The following is a 17,152-nucleotide window of genomic DNA, read 5'->3' as shown; positions in this document are numbered from 1 at the left end:
CTGACAACCGGCAGCGATCAACGCGGACCCTCGATCGCGCCGAGGTCGGGTGCGCCGCGGTAGAGGGGGGTGCCCCGGTAGTCGCGGCCGCCGTTGTCGGGGGTGGGGGCGCCGGTGTCGATCAGGGGGGAGCCCGGACGGGGGGCGAAGGCCAGGCCGGTGCGCAGTCGCGGGCCGCTGGTGGGGGTGCCGTACGGGCCCGAGACGGCCGGGTCGACGAACAGGGGGTCGCCGGTGCGCGCCCGGGTGTCGGCGGCGGGGACCGGCAGCGGGGCGCCGCCGTAGAAGTTGCGGGCGTAGGTGATGGTCGGGCTGGTCGTCAGGGTCGCGTCGGCGACCGCCGAGGAGAACACGTTGTCGTGCAGGTTGTAGCGCGCGTTCAGCGAGGAGCCGTAGCCGTAGACGAGGTACTTGCTCGACGCGTTGTGCACGGTGTTGTTGTAGACCTCGGCCGACGCGGCCTTAGATACAGCGGATACCGCGAGTTCCCGTTCAGGACGTTGTACCGCACCACCACGTCGCCGAAGGCGAACTGGCAGAGCAGGATGCCATCGCCGTTGTCATGGACGAAGTTGTACTGGATGACCACCCGCGTGGTGCCCTTGTCCGCGTCGATGCCGTTGGAATCCGCGCCCCCGGCCTTCCGTTCCGTCCGGTACACCTCGTTGCGCTGGATCACCACGTCGTCCGCGTAGTACGCCTCGATGCCCGACGTCCCCGCCTGGTCGACCACATTGCGGTCGACCACCGCGCCGCGGAGGTTGGTCAGATACATCGCGTTGCAGCCGTACGTGGTGCCGCCCTGGGAGACGTAGTTGTTCCGGATGGTGATGTTCGTGTGCGGGGTGAACGTGGTGTCGGCGGCCGAGGTCCGGGTGCCCCAGCCGGTCGGCTTGGCGACCGGGTTGCCGTCCGCGTCCTTCAGGTCGCCGGTGTACTGCTTCACGACGATGCCCGCGAACGAGGTGTTGCGCACCGTGGAGTTCTGCACCCGCACATCGTGCAGAACGGTCGGGGCGGCGGGCGGCGCCGTGATGTCGGGCACCGTGGTGTCGAAGACGATGCCGCCGGTCTTCTTCGACCGGTCCCAACCGGTCTTGAAGCGCACGCCCGGGGCGTTGCCCGCGGTGTCGCCGCTGATCCAGTTCACCTCGCCGGTGACATCGTGGACGTCGACCCTGTCGATCACGAAGTGGTCCAGCTGCCGTGAGTCGTCCCCCGACACATGGATGCCGCGCAGATCGCGCAGATTCTCGCCCGGAGTCCCCGTGGCGGGCAGCGCGTTGCTGACGTCGAGGTCACGGATCTCCCAGTACTCCTGGTTGAACAGCCGCACCGCGTCGTCGACCTGGCCCTCACCGCGGATCCGGGGCTTGGGGCCCGGGCCGTAACGCCCGATGGTGATGGGGCGGTTCTGCTCGCCCGAGCCCTTCGGCCACAGCTGCCCCTTCCAGGAGCTGCCGCCCTTCAGCAGGATGCGGTCACCGGGCCGGAACGTCGTCCGTCCGACCCGCTCCAGGCTGCGCCATGCCGCGCGGGCGCTGGTGCCGGACGCGTCGTCGTGCCCGGAGCGGGAGTCGACGTAGTACGTGGTACCCGAAGCTGCCACCGTGGCCTGAGCGGGGGCGGGGAGCGCCGTGAGCGTGGCGGCGGCGCCGAGGGCGGCGGCCGCGAGCAGGCCGAGCGGCCGCCGGCCGGGTCTGACGGAGCGTCGTCCAGAGGTCATCACGCCATAGAAAGCGCTGTCATCAGTGGTGTCAAGGTGTGTGCGGCGTAGGCGACTTGATGACGAAAACGCTTTCTCACCCTCTGGGCGCGAGCCCTGCCTCGAAGGCCAGAATGACCGCCTGGGTCCGGTTCCCGGCGCCCAGCTTGGTCAGCACATTGCCCACATGCGTCTTGACGGTCTCCAGGCTCACCGTCAGCACCTCCGCGATCTGCTGGTTCGTCAGCCCCTCCGCCATCAGCTGAAGGATCTCCGCCTCCCGGCGGGTGAGCGCCGCCACCCGCGCCGCGGCCTCCCGCCGCACCGGACGCCCGGCGGTCAGCCGGGCGACGGCTTCGGGGAAGAGGACCGAATCCCCGCTGGCCACCAGCCGGATGGCATGGGCGATCTGCTGGGCCGGGGCCCGCTTGCGGATGAAGCCGCTGGCACCGGCCTCCAGGGCGTCATACACATACTCGTCGTTCTCGAAGGTGGTGATCACGATGACCTTCGGCGGCTCCGCCGACGCGGCCCGCAGCCGCCGCGTGGCCTCGATCCCGTTGACGAGGGGCATCCGTACGTCCATCAACACCACATCCGGCCGCAACTCGGCCACCAGCGCCGGCACTTCGGACCCGTCGGCGGCCTCGCCGACCACGGTGAGATCGGGCTTCGCGGACAGCAGGGTCCGCAGCCCGGTGCGGGTGAGTTCCTCGTCGTCCACGACGAGCACGCGCACCGTACGGCCGACGGTGGCAACTCCCTCGGTGTTCACCGCACCGCCCCCAGCGGCAGTCGTGCCACCAGCCGCCACCGGGCACGCCCGTCCCCGGCGTCGTCCAGCGGCCCGGCGGACACCTCGCCGTTCAGCAGCCGTACCCGGTCGGCGATGCCGGTCAGTCCCTGACGCGACCGCCCGCCCCGGCGGAAGCGCGCGGCGCCGTCCACCAGGTTGACGAGTTCCACCTCCAGCAGGTCGTCCCGAACGGTGACCCGCAGCGTGATGCCCGCCTTCGCGCCGTGCCGCAGCGCGTTGGTCAGTCCCTCCTGGACGATGCGGTACGCCTCGCGCGACACGGTCGCCGGGACGCGGTCCAGGCCACCCTCGGTCGTCACCTCCAGCAACGCACCCGCCTGCCGTACCGATTCCGCGAGCGCGCCGAGGTCGGCGAGGGTGCGCGCGGGAGCGGTGGGCGCCTGCTGTTCCCGCAGGGCGCCGAGGACGTGGTCGAGGTCGTCCATCGCCGCGCGGGCCGTCTCCTCGATGGTGTTCAGGGCGCGCCGGGCCGCCACCGGATCACGTTCCAGCAGTTCGCTCGCCACCGCCGCCTGGATGGTGGAGGCGGTCAGCGTATGCCCGATGGAGTCGTGCAGCTCCTGCGCCAGCCGGTTGCGCCCGGCCAGCACCCGCGCCCGCTCCTCGGCGGCGGCCGCCCGCTCGGCGGGCCGGTGGTCGAGCAGGACTGGAGCCAGCAGCCGGAGCCCCGCGGCGGCGGCCGCGGTCACATAGGCGGCAAGCAGCAGACACAGCGCGGCGACGACCGGGCTCCACGCTCCGGCCACACCCGCCGTCACGGTGACATGGCTCCCGAGGACGGCGACCCGCCCCCCGCCGTTCAGCCATACGGCCGGAAACGTGACCGCGGCGAAGGCCAGCACCCCGGTCGCCGCCGTCGCCGCCACACCCACCGCCGCATGCGGCACCAGCCAGGCCGCCGTACGCACCCGGTCGGCCCACCGGGACCGGACCGATGCGGGCGCGGGGGCGGGCAGTTCGGTGCCCAGCAGCCGATTGGCCAGCGTGACGCATCCGCGGCGCGCCGCGCGCGGACTACCCATGACGGCGAGCACCATGACGAGCGCGAGCGTGAAGCCTGCGATACGGCCGGGAAGCGGCCACGTGGGCGGTGCCGAAAACACCGCCACCACCAGCGGCGGCACACTCAGTGCCGCTCCGAGAAACGCGTAAGCCCAGCTTCGATAAGTGGCGCCATCGAAAAGCGGGCGCATCAGTGTGCGCATGGCCGGAACGGTACCGGCGCTCCGGTGCGGACTGCCTCCCCCGAAAGAGCCAACCGGCCCTCGTGACACGGGGGGAGACGGATTTCGCTCGCGCCGGCGATGTGCCCACCCGCCCCCGGACGGCAATTTTTACCGCAGCTTGATCCGGATGGTCAGTCCTCAGGAAAGGGATGCGCGTTGACGTCATCGAAAACCAGAGGGATGGTGGCGTTCCTCGCCCTGTCCTTCGCGCCGCCGTAACCCTCGCCCTCGCCGCCGCACTGGGCCTGTGGCGCCCGGACCTCGCCCCGCTGGACGAGATCGCGGACGGTGTCCCGGGCTGGGCGGCGGTGCTCGCACTTCCGCTTCTCACCCCGGTGTACTGGGGTGAGGAGTTCGGCTGGACCAGCTATCTCCGACCGCGGCTCTTCGGCGGCAGAATGGCGCCATCGGCGATCGTCACCGGGCTCATCTGGGCCTCCTGGCACTATCCGCCGGCCTTCATCGGCTATATCGAATACCCCCGGCTCTTCCTCGGGCTGCTGGTGTGGACCCTCTGCTTTCAGTTCCAGGAGGTCATTCTCGCCTGGCTGTTCATGCGCAGCGGCACCATATGGACCGCCAGCCTGGCCCACGCGGGAAACAACCTGGTCCTCTTCCTGCTCACCGGCCAGCTGCTCAGCAGCGGGGATGACGGTCTCGGCACGGTGGGCGTCACCCTGCTGACCATGATCCCCCTGGCCGGGCTCAGTCTGTGGATCGCCCGGCTCCCCAACCGGGGGGTAGCGTAGGAAAGTTCGCAATGACACGGCCGACTGCCGTGTGTGCTCATTCCGGAAGAACGGCGAGAAATTTCATGTCACACGAGATCAGCCCGGAGTCGATTTTGCAGGTGGGGCTCGGCTTCATGGCGTCGAAAACCCTGCTCACCGCCGTGGAACTCGATGTCTTCACCCGGCTCGCCCAAGGCCCGTGCGAGCGCGGCGACCTGGCCGGGGCGCTGGGTCTGCATCCGCGGGGCGCGGCGGACTTCCTGGACGCACTGGTCGCCCTGGGATTCCTGGAGAGAACGGGGACCGAGTACCGCAACAGCCCCAGCGCCGACGCGTTTCTCGACCGGGAGAAGGACACCTATGTCGGCGGAGTCCTGGAGATGGCGAACAGCCGTCTCTATCCGTTCTGGGGATCGCTCACCGAGGCATTGCGCACCGGAAAGCCGCAGAACGAGCAGAAGCACGGCGGAGACGTATACGACGCCATCTACCACGATCAGGCCGGTCTCGAACGATTTCTGAACGGCATGACCGGGCTCAGCATGGGAATGGCGCGGGTGATAGCCGAGAAATTCCCCTGGGCCGACTACCGGACGGTGCTCGACGTCGGCGGCGCCCTGGGCTGCGTCCCGGTGGCGGTGGCCCAGCGCCACCCCCACATCAGCGGCGGTGTCTTCGAACTGCCCCGGGTGCGGCCGGTCTTCGACACATACGTGGCGTCCTTCGGCCTCACCGACCGCATCGCTTTCCACGGCGGCGACTTCTTCGCGGACGACCTGCCCACCGCCGACGTCATCGTGCTGGGCCAGATCCTGCACGGCTGGGGCCCGGAGGAGAAGCGGATGCTGCTGAAGAAGGCGTACGACGCCCTGCCCGACGGGGGAGCGGTGCTCGTCTACGACGCGATCATCGACGACGAGCGGCGGCACAACACGTTCGGCCTGCTGGCCAGCCTGAACATGCTGATCGAGTCCGCTGGCGGGTTCGAATACACCGCGGCCGACGGGCGGTCGTGGATGACGGAGGCGGGATTCGGCAGTACCCGGGTCGAACCGCTGATGGGCGGCTATTCCCTGCTGGTCGGCATCAAAGACCGCCTCAGGGACTAGAACCGATAGCGCAGAATGCGGCCCACGTCCTTGAACCCTGGCAGATGCGCCATCACCTTCATGCTCATCCTCCCGGTGGTGGGCATCGCCTCCATCCCCGGCATGTCGACGCTGCGCACCGCGTCCATCAGGGTCAGCCCGTCGTGCCAGCCCTCGATCTCCCGCGGGTCGTCGAGGCCCCAGTGCAGCGTCGCGCCCGCGTTGCGCACCGCCGGAACCATCTTCTGGAGCCGGATGCCCAGCGATCCGTAGACGTCGAAAAGCAGCTGGCCGCCGGGGAACCGGTCGGTGATCCGCTGGATGAGGCGCTTGCCCTCCTCCTTGTGCAGATACATCGTCAGGCCCTCCATGACGGCTACGGTCGGCCGGTCGTCGGGCACCTCGCGGAGCCACGCCTCCTCGGTCACCGAGGAGGCGATCATCTCGTAGGTCCCCGACGGCTGCGGGAGCAGCTGCCTGCGCAGCTCGATGACGTCGGGGTAGTCGACGTCCAGCCAGCGCACCGACGGCGACGGGTCGAGCCGGTGGACCCGGGTGTCCAGCCCGCACGCCAGGTGCAGCACGGTCGCCTTCTGGTGCTCGGCCAGGAACGCGGAGGTCCAGTCGTCGAGCTGCTTGGCCCGGAGCGCGATGCCGACCGCGGTGGTCTCCGTCATGCCCGTCTTGCTGAAGTCGTAGGCGACGCGCTCCACCGCCTCCTGGGCCGTGTGGTCGCCCAGGACGGAGTGCGGCGAACGGCTGTCCACCGCCCTGCCGTACAGCGTGGCGAGCATCGTCTCCTGCGTACCGGTGAGAGTGATCTTTTCGCGATCCATGGTTCCTCGGTCGAGTGAGGGGGTACCGACGGCCATTTCCGGCGATTCATCCGGGATGGGGCGGAATCCGTGATGCGTACCGTCCCACGAGTACCCGGACGAAGGCGACCGCGCCCTGGGCCATTCGTGTCCTTCACGCCAGAATCCGGGCCCGTCGGCCGCCGACGGCGACCGAAAACGGCCGTCGGGCGGGCCGGGATCAGTCCTGCGCGAGCCACAGGTCGGGGCCGAAGACCTCGTAGTGGATCGCCGATGGCCGCACGCCGCGCTCCAGCAACTGGGTCCGCACCGACCGCATGAACCCCAGCGGTCCGCAGAGATAGGCGTGGACGCCGTCGGGGATCTCGACGCCGGACAGGTCCACCCGGCCGGTGTACTCGGCCGGCCAGCCGTCGCCCGGCCGCTCGTACCAGACGTGTGCGGAGCCCTGGGCGAGCTTGGTGACCAGCCGCTCCTGATCGGCGCGCAGCGCGTGGTCGGCGGGGGAGCGGTCGGCGTGGACCGCGATGACCGGGGCCTGGTGCCCCCGGTCGACCAGGTCCTCCAGCATGGCGACGATCGGTGTGCAGCCGATACCGGCCGACGCCAGCAGCAGCGGTGCGTCCGTGGCGTCGAGGACGAGGTCGCCGTACGGGGCGGACACGCTGATCACGTCGCCCTCCCGGAGGTGCTCGTGCAGATGCCCCGAGACCTCGCCGTCCGGACCGGTGCCGCCCCGCACGTGCTTGACGGTGATGGAGCGCACCGTCGCGCCGGGAGGGTTGGTCAGGCTGTACTGGCGGATCTGGCGCGCCCCGTCGGCCAGTTCGACCTGGACGGAGACATACTGGCCCGCCTTGAAGGCCGGTGCCGGGCGGCCGTCCGCGGGCCGCAGCCGGAAGGTGACGACGTCCGCGGTCTCCTGGACCCGCTCGGCCACCTCCCACGGCCGCCACGTCCCGCCCGCCAGCACCCCCTGCTCGGCGTACAGCCGCCGCTCGATCTCGATGAGGGCGTTGGCCATCAGCCAGTAGACCTCGTCCCAGGCGGCTGCGACCTCCTCGGTGACCGCGTCACCGAGCACCTCCGCGATCGCGGCCGACAGGTGGCGGTGCACGAGCGGGTACTGGGCCGGGCTCACCCCGAGCGAGGCGTGCTTGTGGGCGATCCGGGTCAGCATCGCGTCGGGGCGGACCTCGGGGCGCTCCACCAGGGCGGTGGCGAACGCGGCCACGGCACCGGCGAGCGCCTGCCGCTGGATTCCGGCCGCCTGGTTCCCCCGGTTGAACATGTGCCGCAGCAGCTCCGGGTGGGCCTCGAAGAGCTTCCGGTAGAACAGGTCGGTGATGGACCCGATGGCCGCACCGACGGCGGGGAGGGTGGCGCGGACGGTGTCAGCGGACTTCTGGGAGAGCATCACCGGCTCCTAAGTGGTATGTAGGATTCGTATTTAACGGCGCGAAGAAACCCGGCGCGGCGAGCACCGGCACGGAGGGCGTCGACGTACGGGCGCGGGCGGGCCGGGTCGGCGTCCCCCACGGGTTCACCGGTCCGCCCCCGGCGCTCGCCCCACCAGCCCGAGCAGGACGGGTCCGGTGGGGGAGCCGACCAGATCGGTGACCGTCAGCGGGTCGAGCGAGGAGAAGAACGCCTCCTGCGCCCGCCGCAGCGCCATCCGCAGCCGACAGCCCTGGCGGAGCGGACACGGGGTGTCGCCCTCGCAGTCGACCACCTCATCGGCCCCTTCGAGTTCCCGGACCAGTTGGCCGACCGAGGCGGTGCGGCCGGTCTCGGTGAGCACCAGCCCACCGCCGCGCCCCCGCCGCGTCTCGATGAGGCCGAGATGCTGGAGCCGCGCGGCCACCTTCGCCAAGTGGCTGTACTGCACCTGCATCTCCCCGGCGATCTGCCGTGCGGTGCACGGCTCGGCTCCGGCGACCGCCAGTCGCATGATGGCGCGAAGGGCCAGGTCGGTTGATTTCGTCAGCCGCATGACGCCAGATTAGATAATGCGAATCTGAGATGCAATTTAGCGGGATGGGGTGCGCAGCGCACGGGTCACGGACCAGGCCACCGACACCATGGGCACGGCCACGATCGCGCCGACCACCCCGGCCACGATGCCTCCGGCGATCACCGAGATCGCCACCACCACCGGATGCAGCCGCACCGCCCAGCTCATCACCAGCGGGTGCAGCACATGCCCCTCGATCTGCCCGACCACGACGATGAGCACGAGCACCACCGCCGCGATGACCGGCCCCCGACCGGCCAGGGCCACCACCGTGGCCACGGCCAGCGCGATCGGCGAGCCGATCAGCGGGATGAAGGTGGCGAAGAAGACCAGCAGGGTCAGCGGCAGCGCCAGCGGCACCCGCAGCAGCAACAGGGCCAGGCCGACCAGCGCCGCATTGGCAGCCGCCACCAGGATGATCCCCCGGGTGTACCCCGCGAAGGTGCTCCAGGCCGCCCGGCCCGCCCGGTCCCACGGCGACCGGGCCGCCTCCGGAAGCTGCTCACGGAACCACCGCCACATCCCGTCGCCGGAATGCACGAAGAACAGCGAGCAGAACAGTGCCAGCACCGCCGCCGTCAGCGCCTCCACGACCCGGCCCGCGCTGCTGAGCGCCCTGCTGATGAGTGTGGCGCGATGGGTCGAGACGAACGAGCTGATCCTTTCGTGCAGCTCGGTCAGCGTGCGGTGCCGGACACGGAACGGCGGCCCCTCCAGCCAGCGCGTGATCCGGCCGATCCCGCCGCGGAACTCGCCCACGAGCCTGCCCGCCTCACCCGCCGCCGCATTGCCCACCAGTGCCAGTAACCCCAGCACCACCAGCAGACTCCCGAACACCGACAGTGCCACCGCGAGCGGTCGGGGCAGCCGCCGCGCCAGCACATCGGCCAACGGTCGCAGCAGCGCGGTGCCCACCAGGGCCAGAAACACCGCGACCGCGACCAGCTGAAAGCGCCCCAGAACGGTGAACGCCAGATAGACCGCCACCCCGACGGCCAGCAGCCGCCATGCGTACGCGGCGGCCAGCCGTAGCCCGGGATGCACCCGGTCGCCCGACCCGTCCGTAACCCCCGCCCCGCGCGCCGCCCGTTCCCGCGCCGCGGCCCCCGGGTCCCGGTGCGGACGGCCGCCGAGCGTCGCGTACCGCGGCCGCCGACCGCGCCGGACGTCCGGACGCCGTCTGCCCTTCCGCCTCGGCGCCCGCTCCGGCGGAGGGGGAGGCTCGCTGCTCACGCCGGTGCCACCGCCCTCCGCGACCCGGTCCCGCGCCGCAGGGCCCGATGACCGTTCTTCCCGTTATCTGCCTGATGGGAAGATTCAATCAGGGCGGCCGGGCACGCGCCTGATCACGCCTCCGCCCGCCGTCACACCTCGCGGCCCGCCGTCTCCGGGTTGTGGGGCTGTTCCCCACGGCTCCGGCGAACTCCATAATCGATCACCACGGTGCCTCATCCGCCGACCGCCCTCCGCACCGCAGCAAGGAGTTGCCGTGACGTACGACATCACCGCCATCCGCGCGCAGTTTCCCGCCCTGACGGCCGGTTCGGCCCACTTCGACGGCCCCGGCGGTACGCAGACCCCCGTACCCGTGATCGAGGCCATCACCGATGCCCTCGCGCACCCGCTGGCCAACCGGGGCCGCACCACCGCGGGGGAGCGCAACGCCGAGGCGATCGTCGCGGCCGCCCGGCAGGCCATGGCCGACCTGCTCGGCGCCGACGCCACCGCGGTCGTCTTCGGCCGCAGCGCCACCCAACTGGCCTACGACTTCTCCCGTACGCTCGCCACGACGTGGTCGCCGGGCGACGAGATCGTGGTCACCCGACTGGACCACGACTCCAACATCCGCCCCTGGATCCAGGCCGCCGACCGGGCCGGGGCCACCGTGCGGTGGGCCGACTTCGACCCGGCGACGGGCGAGCTGACCCCCGATGACATCAGCGCCGTCCTGAGCGAACGCACCCGGCTGGTCGCCGTCACCGCCGCCTCGAACCTCATCGGCACGCGTCCGGCGACAGCGGAGATCGCCCGGCGCACCCACCAGGCCGGGGCGCTGCTGTACGTCGACGGTGTGCACTACACCGCCCACTCCCTCGTCGACTTCGACCAGCTCGGAGCGGACTTCTACACCTGCTCGCCGTACAAGTTCCTCGGCCCCCACCTCGGCGTCCTGGCGAGCCGCCCCGAACTCCTGGAGAACCTGCACCCCGACAAGCTGCTCCCCTCCACGAACGCCATCCCCGAGCGGTTCGAGCTCGGAACCCTGCCGTACGAATTCCTCGCCGGGACCCGCGCCGCCGTCGACTTCCTCGCCGGTCTGGACCCGCGGGCGCAGGGCAGCCGCCGCGAACGCCTGGCGGCGGCGTACGCGGCCCTCGAAGAACACGAGGACGCGCTGCGGCTGCGCATCGACAAGGGGCTGGCCGCGCTCGACCCGATCACGGTCCATTCCCGCGCGGCGGACCGCACCCCCACCCTCCTGCTGACCATCGACGGCCGCGACACCGCGGACGCCTACCGCCATCTGGCCCGCCGCGGCGTGGACGCACCCTCCGGATCCTTCTACGCGATCGAGACCTCCCGCCGGCTCGGCCTCGGCGACACCGGCGGACTCCGCGTCGGCCTGGCCCCCTACACCAGCACCGAGGACGTGGACCGGCTGCTGGAGGGCCTGTCGGACTTCCTGTCGTCTTAAGGCCGCTAGCCGTCGGTGTTGAGCGCGCCCCGTCCGTTCGCTGTTGCATGGTGGCGTCGTCGACCGCTCGGGTGCCGTGTACTCGAACAGCTCCAGGTTGATGCGGCCCAGCCGTACCACCGCGAGTGTGCACCTGGCCTGTGGGTGCACATTGAGCCTGCGGGGCATGCCGTCACCTTCGTCATCGGCGAATGGGCCGTCGATGAAGATGAATGACGCATCGCGCCGGTGGCCCGCAGCTGACACCCTCCCTCCATGGAACACACCGAGGTACTCGTCATCGGAGGACGCGCCGGCGTCGGCAAGACCACGGTCGGCTGGGAGGTGTCGGCACAGCTGCGCGCCGCGTCGGTGCCCCACGCGATCCTCGAGGGAGACTTCATGGCCCAGGTGCATCCGGCCCCCGAGGACGACCCGCACCGCAGGAAGATCGCCGAACGCAACCTGACCGCTCTCTGGGCCAACTACGCCGAACTCGGCCACCGGCGCCTCGTCTACACGAACACCGTGAGCGTGCTGCCCGCGACCACGGACATGATCGAGCGCGCCACCAAGCCGTGCGCCCGGATCGTGCGCGTCCTGCTCACCGCCTCGGACGCCACGACGGAGGAGCGGCTGACGGGCCGGGAACTCGGCTCGGAACTGGAGCACGAACTGCGCGGCAGCGCCCGCAAGGCCCGTCTCCTCGACGAGCAGGCCCCCGCGGACACCCTGCGCGTGGCCACCGACGGGCGGCTGGTGGTGGACATCGCACGAGAGCTGGTGACCGCCACCGGCTGGGCCGACGGCGCGTAGCGGCGCGTCAGCGCCCCCGGGGGTTCAGCCGCCCGGGACCAGCACATCGACCCGGGGCAGCTCGCCAGCCGCAGCGCCCGAGGTCCGACCGTCGCCCGGCGACATACTCCTCGTCGTCGTCAGCGAGATCCTGCCAATGACGCTCCAGCAGGGCCCGCACCGCCTCAAGCGGCGTCCCCGTGCGCCGTTCGATCCCGCCGCCGTCGTTGGTGTGGTACGAGACGACCCCGAACCGCCCCTCGGCCGCCGGCGCCCCGTACACAACGGTCGGATCCGGGCCCCGCCCGGTTAGGCTCGGTCGTGCGGTGTGATCCACGGCATGTTGTACGCCACAAGGGGAAGGCGCGGAGGACGTGAGGGACGGTCAGGATTCCATACGCTCGAAGCCCCCGATGCGCGCCGACGCCCGCCGCAACCAGCAGCGCATCCTGGACGCGGCCCGGGCGATGTTCAGCGAGCACGGCACCGCCGCGCCCCTGGACGACATCGCCCGCCGCGCCCACGTCAGCATCGCGACGCTCTACCGCCGCTTCCCCGACCGCGCCGCGCTCTGCCGGCAGGTGGCCATCGAGGGTTACGAAACCGTGCTGGGCGAGGCGCGGGCCGCCCAGGAGGTGGCCGAAGAGGGCGGTCCGGACGCCCCGCTGCGGGCCGTCGAACGCTTCCTGACCGGCGTGGTCGACCAGCGCTCCCGCCTCGTTCTCCCGCTGTTCGGCGGCCCGGCCTTCCACGACCGGGAAGCCATCGTCCTGCGCCACCGCATCACCGGCTCCCTGGAGGCGGTGCTCGCCCGCGGCCGGGAGCGCGGCGCGGTGCGCGACGACGTCAACTCCATCGATCTGCTGATGGCCGCGGCCATGATCAGTCGCCCGCTCCCCAACACCCCGCCCGAGTGGCTCGACACCACCGCCCGCCGCCACATCGCCGTCCACCTCGACGGCCTCCGCCCCGGCGCCACCCACCACCTCCCCGGCCCGGAACCGGAGCACGCCTTCAGCCGCGAGACACCGACCGCGGCGGAGAACGCCCCCACCGAGCACCGCGCCTGAAACGGGGCCGTGGCCCCCACCCGAAGGGCGGGGGCCACGGTCACCGGTGTGCTTCCGTCAGGTGCGGTACGCGTAGTACAGCGAGTTCGGGTTGGAGGCGATGATGCTGGCCACCGACTTCCGGTAGGTGTTGACCGAGTGGTAGGTCATGTACGGGACACCGCTGGAGGAGCGGTACGTGACCATCATGGTGTGGTCCTTGGACCCGTCCCGGTCGAAGTCCATCTGCATGACGTCCCCGACACCCATGTAGTACACGTTCGCCAGGTTGGTCGCCCGCTTGGCCTCCAGCGTGAACCACGACCACTCGTTGGCGCCCACCCAGGACGTCGCCTGGGTGGAGGTGTCGTACCACCAGGTGCGGTAGTCCAGCGCGTCGCCCGGTGCGTGCTTCCAGCCGCCCGCCTTCAGGGCCTGGCTGATGAAGTTGGTGCAGTCCCCGCCGGCTTCGTTGAACTTCCGGTAGGCGGGGTTGTAGTTGCTCCAGTACGTCTCCGCGTACGTCGCCATCGCCGCGTAGTTGTACGCCCCCGCGGGCTTGCTCACCTGCTGGGACGGCCTCGACGTGGCCGCCGGAGTCGCGCTGGGCAGCGCCGCCGCGCTCTTCACCGACACCGTGGCGGGCTCGTTGATGGCCGTGGGCCCCTCGTCGGTGGGCCTGATGCCGGTCAGCTCCCACTTGCCGCCGGTCCCGGCGGTGAAGCTCAGCTCGTGGTGGGCCTGGAAGCTGGTCGTCGCGGGCTCGTCCCCGCGGATCTTCTTGTACGTCAGCGTCGTGGTCTCCGTGGCCTGGACGGTCGCACGCCCGTCCACGACACGGGTCGCGCCCACGGTGACCTTGGTGTCGGCGTCCGTGTACGCCTCGCCCAGCGCGGCCAGCCGCGCCTTGCGGGTCCGCAGCGTGGACAGCGCCGTGTTCTCGCTTCGCGTCAGACCGGTCGACAGCCGCGCCTTCTTGGTGGCCGGTGCCGCCGCCCGCCGCGCCTGCTGCCCGTCCAGCAGCGCCGCCGTACGCTCGGTGAGCACCGCGTCGGCCAACTGCCCGAAGGACGTGGCGGTCGCCCCGTCCACCACACCCGTCTGCGCCGCACCCGCGGCAGAGGCGGGCAGCGCCACGGCCGACAGCGCCACCGTCAGTGCCGCCCCGACAGCGGATCTGAAGGTCATTGATTTCACGATGGATTCCCCTCCACATCCCGGGCCGGATCCGGCCCGGGGGAGTCGGATCCTTGCATATGCGCTGCCCGTTTGGTGATTTTGTGCTCAGAACGCGAAGTGGTGTCCACGAGTCCTTCACCTGCGGGATAATGTCCGTTTTTCGTCGGCGGCGCCGGTTCGCCCTGCCCGAGGCCGAGCACCCGCTGCCTCCGCCGCCCTCACCGGGATGTCCCTGGGATCGAGCCGCGTCGCGTGTCTTCCCGGTGTGGGGGGAGGGTAGGTGGTGAGCCGAGTCGTACATATGTCGGGCGTATGCAGACGCTCCGCATGCTTCGGGAGGTAACCGAATTGAACACCGCTGGCCAGGAGACGCCCCGTGAAGAGAAGGAATTCACCCGATCCGGGCCGCACTTCTCCGACCGGATCACGGCCGACGGCCGGGACGGCTGGCCGGTCGAGGCCGGGCGCTACCGGCTGGTCGTCAGCCGGGCCTGTCCCTGGGCGAGCCGGGCGCTGATCTCGCGGCGGCTGCTCGGCCTGGAACCGGCCCTGTCGCTGGCGGTCACGGACCCCATCCAGGACGAGCGGAGCTGGCGCTTCACCCTCGACAAGGGGGACCGGGACCCGGTGCTGGGCATCGCGTTCCTCAGCGAGGCGTACGACGCCCGCAAGAAGGAGTACCCGGGCGGGGTGAGCGTGCCCGCGATCGTCGACATCCCCAGCGGGAAGCTGGTCACCAACGACTTCCAGCGCCTCACCCTCGACTTCGCCACCCAGTGGACCGCCCTTCACCGGGAGGGTGCGCCGGACCTGTACCCCGAAGAGCACCGCGATGAGATCGACGAGGTGATGGAGGGGGTCTACCAGGATGTGAACAACGGCGTCTACCTGGCCGGTTTCGCCAAGCACCAGCACACCTACGAGGACGCCTACCGGGCTCTCTTCGCCCGTCTGGACCGGCTGTCGGAGCGCCTGGCCACGCGGCGGTATCTGGTCGGCGACACCATCACCGAGGCCGACATCCGGCTGTTCACCACGCTGGTGCGCTTCGACGCCGTCTACAACGGACACTTCAAGTGCAACCGCAACAAGCTGAGCGAGGACCGGGTGCTGTGGGGGTACGTACGCGACCTCTTCCAGACGCCCGGATTCGGCGACACGGTGGACTTCGACCACATCAAGCGCCACTACTACCACGTGCACACCGCGGTCAATCCCACGCGCATCGTCCCCCTCGGCCCCGATCTCTCCGGCTGGTCGACCCCGCACGGACGGGAGGAACTGGGCGGGCGTCCCTTCGGCGACGGGACCCCTCCGGGCCCGGTGCCGCCCGGTGAGGAGGTCCCGGAGGCCGGTCGCGCCCGCTGACGGGCCCGCCGCGCGCGCCCTCCGTACCAGGGGTGGCGCCTGCGGATCAGGGGTGGCGGGCCGACGCCGCGGCGGTGTCCGCCGCGGTCAGCCCGAAGACGAGGGCTGACGCGATACCGCCCGCGTAGGCGCGGTGCCACAGGCCGCCGGTGTCCGAACCGGCGGCCAGCAGCCCCGGCAGCGGCTCCCCGTTCTCCGCCAGGACCCGGGCCCGATCGTCGATGCGCACCCCGTGGAACGGGAAGGTGATGGCCGGTGCCGTCTCGATGACGTAGTACGGGGGCTCGTCCAGTGGCAGCGGGTCCAGCTCCCGGCCGGGTGCCGTGGCGAGCCCCGCCGAGACGCCCTCGTTGAACCGCCGGACCCCGTCGCGGATGGCCTCGCCCCGGTAACCCCACTCCTCGGGCAGGAAGGCCAGCTCGTCGAGATCCTCGGCCAGTCCCACACGACCGCCTCGCTTGCTCGCCAGCGCGAACTTGTCCACGGCGACCGCGCCCTCGACGTAGGAGCCCACGATCCAATCGCGGAACACCCGGGCATCGGCGATGAGGAGGCCCCGGCTCCCCGGCTGTTCCAGCAGCGCCATGGAGGTGAGGTGGTCGCCCAGTGTCTCGTCCACGAAACGCTCGTTGCGCAGGTTGAACAGGAGCGCGTGTTCGCTGTAGTACAGCGACAGGTCGACGAAGTCCACCGGGTCGGTGAAGGGCGTACGGCTCGGAATGAGGTGGCCGTAGAAGCCCGCGTCGGCGTGGCCGGTGGCCGCGCCCACACCGGTGGCCAGGCGGTAGCCACCGCCGCGGCTGTCGGGATTGGAGCGCAGCTCCATGCGGTCGGCGTGGGGGTGCACATGAGCGGTGCGGAGCGCGGGGTCGCCCTGGAACCCGCCGGTCGCGAGGAGCGTGGCGCGGGCGCCGACGTTCTTGTGTGTGCCGTCGGCCGACCTCAGCCGGGCTCCCACGACGGCACCGTGCTCGGTCAGCAGGTGTTCGGTGTGGGCGGCGAGCAGCAGTCGGCCACCGCCGTCGAGGATGAGCCGACGGCAGGTGTCGAGGTAGTGACCGGTGTCGAACTGGTGTCCGCGGCCGAAGCTCAGGATGCGCTGTGCGTCCTTCACCTCCACCCCGGTGGAGCGGATCCAGGAAACGCCCTCGTCGAACCGGTCCACGAGGGCGCGCTTCAGCGCGAGGTCCCCTCCCGGATTGTGCCGGTCCATGATGTCGTGACTCGGAGCGGTCCACGCGTACCCGGCGAAGCGCGCTGAGCCGCCGACGTCCGTGCTGGTATCCACCAGCACCACGGACAGGCCGCTGCGGACGGCACGGGTACCGGCGGTCAGGCCCGCCATGCCCGCCCCGATGATGAGTAGATCGACGACTTCCGCGTCCACGCGAAATCTCCTTCGGTGGGGGCCGGTGCTCAGTAAAACCGAATCCAATTCACACCTCAAGACGGTTGCATCAAGCCTGCCCCGAACCTTGTCGGTGCCGGGTCGGCACGGTAAGAGAGGTGAAGTCAGTTCAATACCGGATGGGTGCGGGAGGTCGTCATGGCGTATGAAGGGGCCCACGCGGGCCGGTTCGAGGGCAAGGTCGCCCTGGTGACGGGTGCGGGCTCGGGCATGGGGGCGGCTGTCGCCCGGCGGCTGGCCGCCGAAGGGGCCCGGGCGGTGGCCCTGGCCGACGTCGACGGCG

17 protein-coding genes are annotated in these 17,152 nt (G+C 70.8%); 7 read left to right on the top strand and 10 right to left on the bottom strand.

The window, feature by feature from the left end; translation table 11 throughout:
- Positions 1-17: 17 nt before the first annotated feature.
- The 4 genes from EEJ42_RS53650 to EEJ42_RS48570 all read right to left on the bottom strand — a co-directional run bounded on the left by EEJ42_RS53650 (position 18) and on the right by EEJ42_RS48570 (position 3,544).
- Positions 18-431: a DUF5123 domain-containing protein gene (locus EEJ42_RS53650; RefSeq protein WP_246098003.1), complete on the bottom strand. Its 414-nt coding sequence runs from the start codon at positions 429-431 to the stop codon at positions 18-20.
- Positions 380-1,726 carry a right-handed parallel beta-helix repeat-containing protein gene (locus EEJ42_RS48580; protein ID WP_246098001.1) on the bottom strand — a complete coding sequence of 449 codons (1,347 nt, stop codon included), beginning with the start codon at positions 1,724-1,726 and terminating at the stop codon, positions 380-382. The genes EEJ42_RS53650 and EEJ42_RS48580 overlap by 52 nt, the downstream gene beginning before the upstream one ends.
- A 76-nt stretch (positions 1,727-1,802) precedes the next feature.
- A complete protein-coding gene (locus tag EEJ42_RS48575) occupies positions 1,803-2,480 on the bottom strand; it encodes a response regulator transcription factor (RefSeq protein WP_123108527.1) in 678 nt (225 codons plus the stop codon).
- Positions 2,477-3,544, bottom strand: a complete 1,068-nt coding sequence (locus tag EEJ42_RS48570) for a sensor histidine kinase (RefSeq protein ID WP_281291701.1) — start codon at positions 3,542-3,544, stop codon at positions 2,477-2,479. The genes EEJ42_RS48575 and EEJ42_RS48570 overlap by 4 nt, the downstream gene beginning before the upstream one ends.
- Positions 3,545-3,897: 353 nt before the next feature.
- On the opposite strand from EEJ42_RS48570, the gene EEJ42_RS48565 reads away from it, so the two are divergent.
- Both EEJ42_RS48565 and EEJ42_RS48560 read left to right on the top strand, forming a co-directional pair.
- Complete coding sequence (locus EEJ42_RS48565) at positions 3,898-4,497, top strand: CPBP family intramembrane glutamic endopeptidase (RefSeq protein WP_123108525.1); 600 nt, start codon at positions 3,898-3,900, stop codon at positions 4,495-4,497.
- 65 nt (positions 4,498-4,562) lie between these two features.
- The gene (locus EEJ42_RS48560; protein WP_184503627.1) at positions 4,563-5,588 is read left to right on the top strand and encodes a methyltransferase; all 1,026 of its coding nucleotides are present in this window, start codon (positions 4,563-4,565) and stop codon (positions 5,586-5,588) included.
- Here EEJ42_RS48560 and EEJ42_RS48555 read toward each other — a convergent pair.
- The 4 genes from EEJ42_RS48555 to EEJ42_RS48540 form a co-directional block, all read right to left on the bottom strand.
- Positions 5,585-6,403 carry a class I SAM-dependent methyltransferase gene (locus EEJ42_RS48555; protein ID WP_123108541.1) on the bottom strand — a complete coding sequence of 273 codons (819 nt, stop codon included), beginning with the start codon at positions 6,401-6,403 and terminating at the stop codon, positions 5,585-5,587. The two genes, EEJ42_RS48560 and EEJ42_RS48555, sit on opposite strands and share 4 nt — an antisense overlap.
- Before the next feature lie 199 nt (positions 6,404-6,602).
- Positions 6,603-7,799, bottom strand: a complete 1,197-nt coding sequence (locus tag EEJ42_RS48550; protein ID WP_123108523.1) for a globin domain-containing protein — start codon at positions 7,797-7,799, stop codon at positions 6,603-6,605.
- A gap of 126 nt (positions 7,800-7,925) precedes the next feature.
- Entirely contained in the window at positions 7,926-8,375 is a 450-nt protein-coding gene (locus EEJ42_RS48545) for an RrF2 family transcriptional regulator (RefSeq protein WP_123108522.1), read from the bottom strand.
- Between the two features lie 36 nt (positions 8,376-8,411).
- On the bottom strand, positions 8,412-9,629 hold the full coding sequence (locus tag EEJ42_RS48540) for an AI-2E family transporter (protein WP_123108521.1): 1,218 nt from the start codon (positions 9,627-9,629) through the stop codon (positions 8,412-8,414).
- Positions 9,630-9,885: 256 nt separating this feature from the next.
- Here EEJ42_RS48540 and EEJ42_RS48535 point away from each other — a divergent pair, with 256 nt between their 5' ends.
- From EEJ42_RS48535 to EEJ42_RS48525, 3 genes are all read left to right on the top strand, one after another.
- Entirely contained in the window at positions 9,886-11,091 is a 1,206-nt protein-coding gene (locus EEJ42_RS48535; RefSeq protein WP_123108520.1) for a cysteine desulfurase-like protein, read from the top strand.
- A gap of 255 nt (positions 11,092-11,346) precedes the next feature.
- Positions 11,347-11,886, top strand: coding sequence for a nucleoside/nucleotide kinase family protein (locus tag EEJ42_RS48530; RefSeq protein WP_123108519.1), 540 nt, complete (start codon positions 11,347-11,349; stop codon positions 11,884-11,886).
- A 392-nt stretch (positions 11,887-12,278) separates the two neighbouring features.
- Positions 12,279-12,935, top strand: coding sequence for a TetR/AcrR family transcriptional regulator (locus EEJ42_RS48525; protein ID WP_123108518.1), 657 nt, complete (start codon positions 12,279-12,281; stop codon positions 12,933-12,935).
- Positions 12,936-12,992: 57 nt separating this feature from the next.
- Here the strand turns inward: EEJ42_RS48525 and EEJ42_RS48520 are convergent, their stop codons facing one another.
- Positions 12,993-14,102 (bottom strand): amidase domain-containing protein, encoded by a 1,110-nt coding sequence (locus EEJ42_RS48520; protein ID WP_123108517.1) that lies wholly within the window; start codon positions 14,100-14,102, stop codon positions 12,993-12,995.
- A 318-nt stretch (positions 14,103-14,420) separates the two neighbouring features.
- Here EEJ42_RS48520 and EEJ42_RS48515 point away from each other — a divergent pair, with 318 nt between their 5' ends.
- On the top strand, positions 14,421-15,461 hold the full coding sequence (locus EEJ42_RS48515; RefSeq protein WP_425473097.1) for a glutathione S-transferase family protein: 1,041 nt from the start codon (positions 14,421-14,423) through the stop codon (positions 15,459-15,461).
- A gap of 46 nt (positions 15,462-15,507) precedes the next feature.
- On the opposite strand, the gene EEJ42_RS48510 is transcribed toward EEJ42_RS48515, so the two are convergent.
- A complete protein-coding gene (locus tag EEJ42_RS48510; protein WP_123108515.1) occupies positions 15,508-16,848 on the bottom strand; it encodes an FAD-dependent oxidoreductase in 1,341 nt (446 codons plus the stop codon).
- A 159-nt stretch (positions 16,849-17,007) separates the two neighbouring features.
- Between EEJ42_RS48510 and EEJ42_RS54085 the strand changes: the two genes are divergently transcribed.
- Positions 17,008-17,152 (top strand): SDR family NAD(P)-dependent oxidoreductase (locus EEJ42_RS54085; RefSeq protein WP_123108514.1); only part of this gene is annotated, 145 nt, incomplete at its 3' end.

Origin of the sequence: Streptomyces botrytidirepellens, assembly GCF_003721215.1 — a bacterium.
GTDB lineage: Bacteria > Actinomycetota > Actinomycetes > Streptomycetales > Streptomycetaceae > Streptomyces > Streptomyces himastatinicus.
Note: the sequence above shows the minus strand (reverse complement) of the source record. Positions and strands in the feature narration are given on the sequence as shown.

Excerpts from the sequence above, each read along its gene's own strand:
- EEJ42_RS48580 (WP_246098001.1), bottom strand. The coding sequence starts at position 1,726 with ATGACCTCTGGACGACGCTCCGTCAGACCCGGCCGGCGGCCGCTCGGC.
- EEJ42_RS48570 (WP_281291701.1), bottom strand. The coding sequence starts at position 3,544 with ATGGGTAGTCCGCGCGCGGCGCGCCGCGGATGCGTCACGCTGGCCAAT.
- EEJ42_RS48565 (WP_123108525.1), top strand. The coding sequence starts at position 3,898 with ATGCGCGTTGACGTCATCGAAAACCAGAGGGATGGTGGCGTTCCTCGC.
- EEJ42_RS48560 (WP_184503627.1), top strand. The coding sequence starts at position 4,563 with ATGTCACACGAGATCAGCCCGGAGTCGATTTTGCAGGTGGGGCTCGGC.
- EEJ42_RS48555 (WP_123108541.1), bottom strand. The coding sequence starts at position 6,403 with ATGGATCGCGAAAAGATCACTCTCACCGGTACGCAGGAGACGATGCTC.
- EEJ42_RS48550 (WP_123108523.1), bottom strand. The coding sequence starts at position 7,799 with ATGCTCTCCCAGAAGTCCGCTGACACCGTCCGCGCCACCCTCCCCGCC.
- EEJ42_RS48545 (WP_123108522.1), bottom strand. The coding sequence starts at position 8,375 with ATGCGGCTGACGAAATCAACCGACCTGGCCCTTCGCGCCATCATGCGA.
- EEJ42_RS48530 (WP_123108519.1), top strand. The coding sequence starts at position 11,347 with ATGGAACACACCGAGGTACTCGTCATCGGAGGACGCGCCGGCGTCGGC.
- EEJ42_RS48525 (WP_123108518.1), top strand. The coding sequence starts at position 12,279 with ATGCGCGCCGACGCCCGCCGCAACCAGCAGCGCATCCTGGACGCGGCC.
- EEJ42_RS48520 (WP_123108517.1), bottom strand. The coding sequence starts at position 14,102 with ATGACCTTCAGATCCGCTGTCGGGGCGGCACTGACGGTGGCGCTGTCG.
- EEJ42_RS48515 (WP_425473097.1), top strand. The coding sequence starts at position 14,421 with ATGCTTCGGGAGGTAACCGAATTGAACACCGCTGGCCAGGAGACGCCC.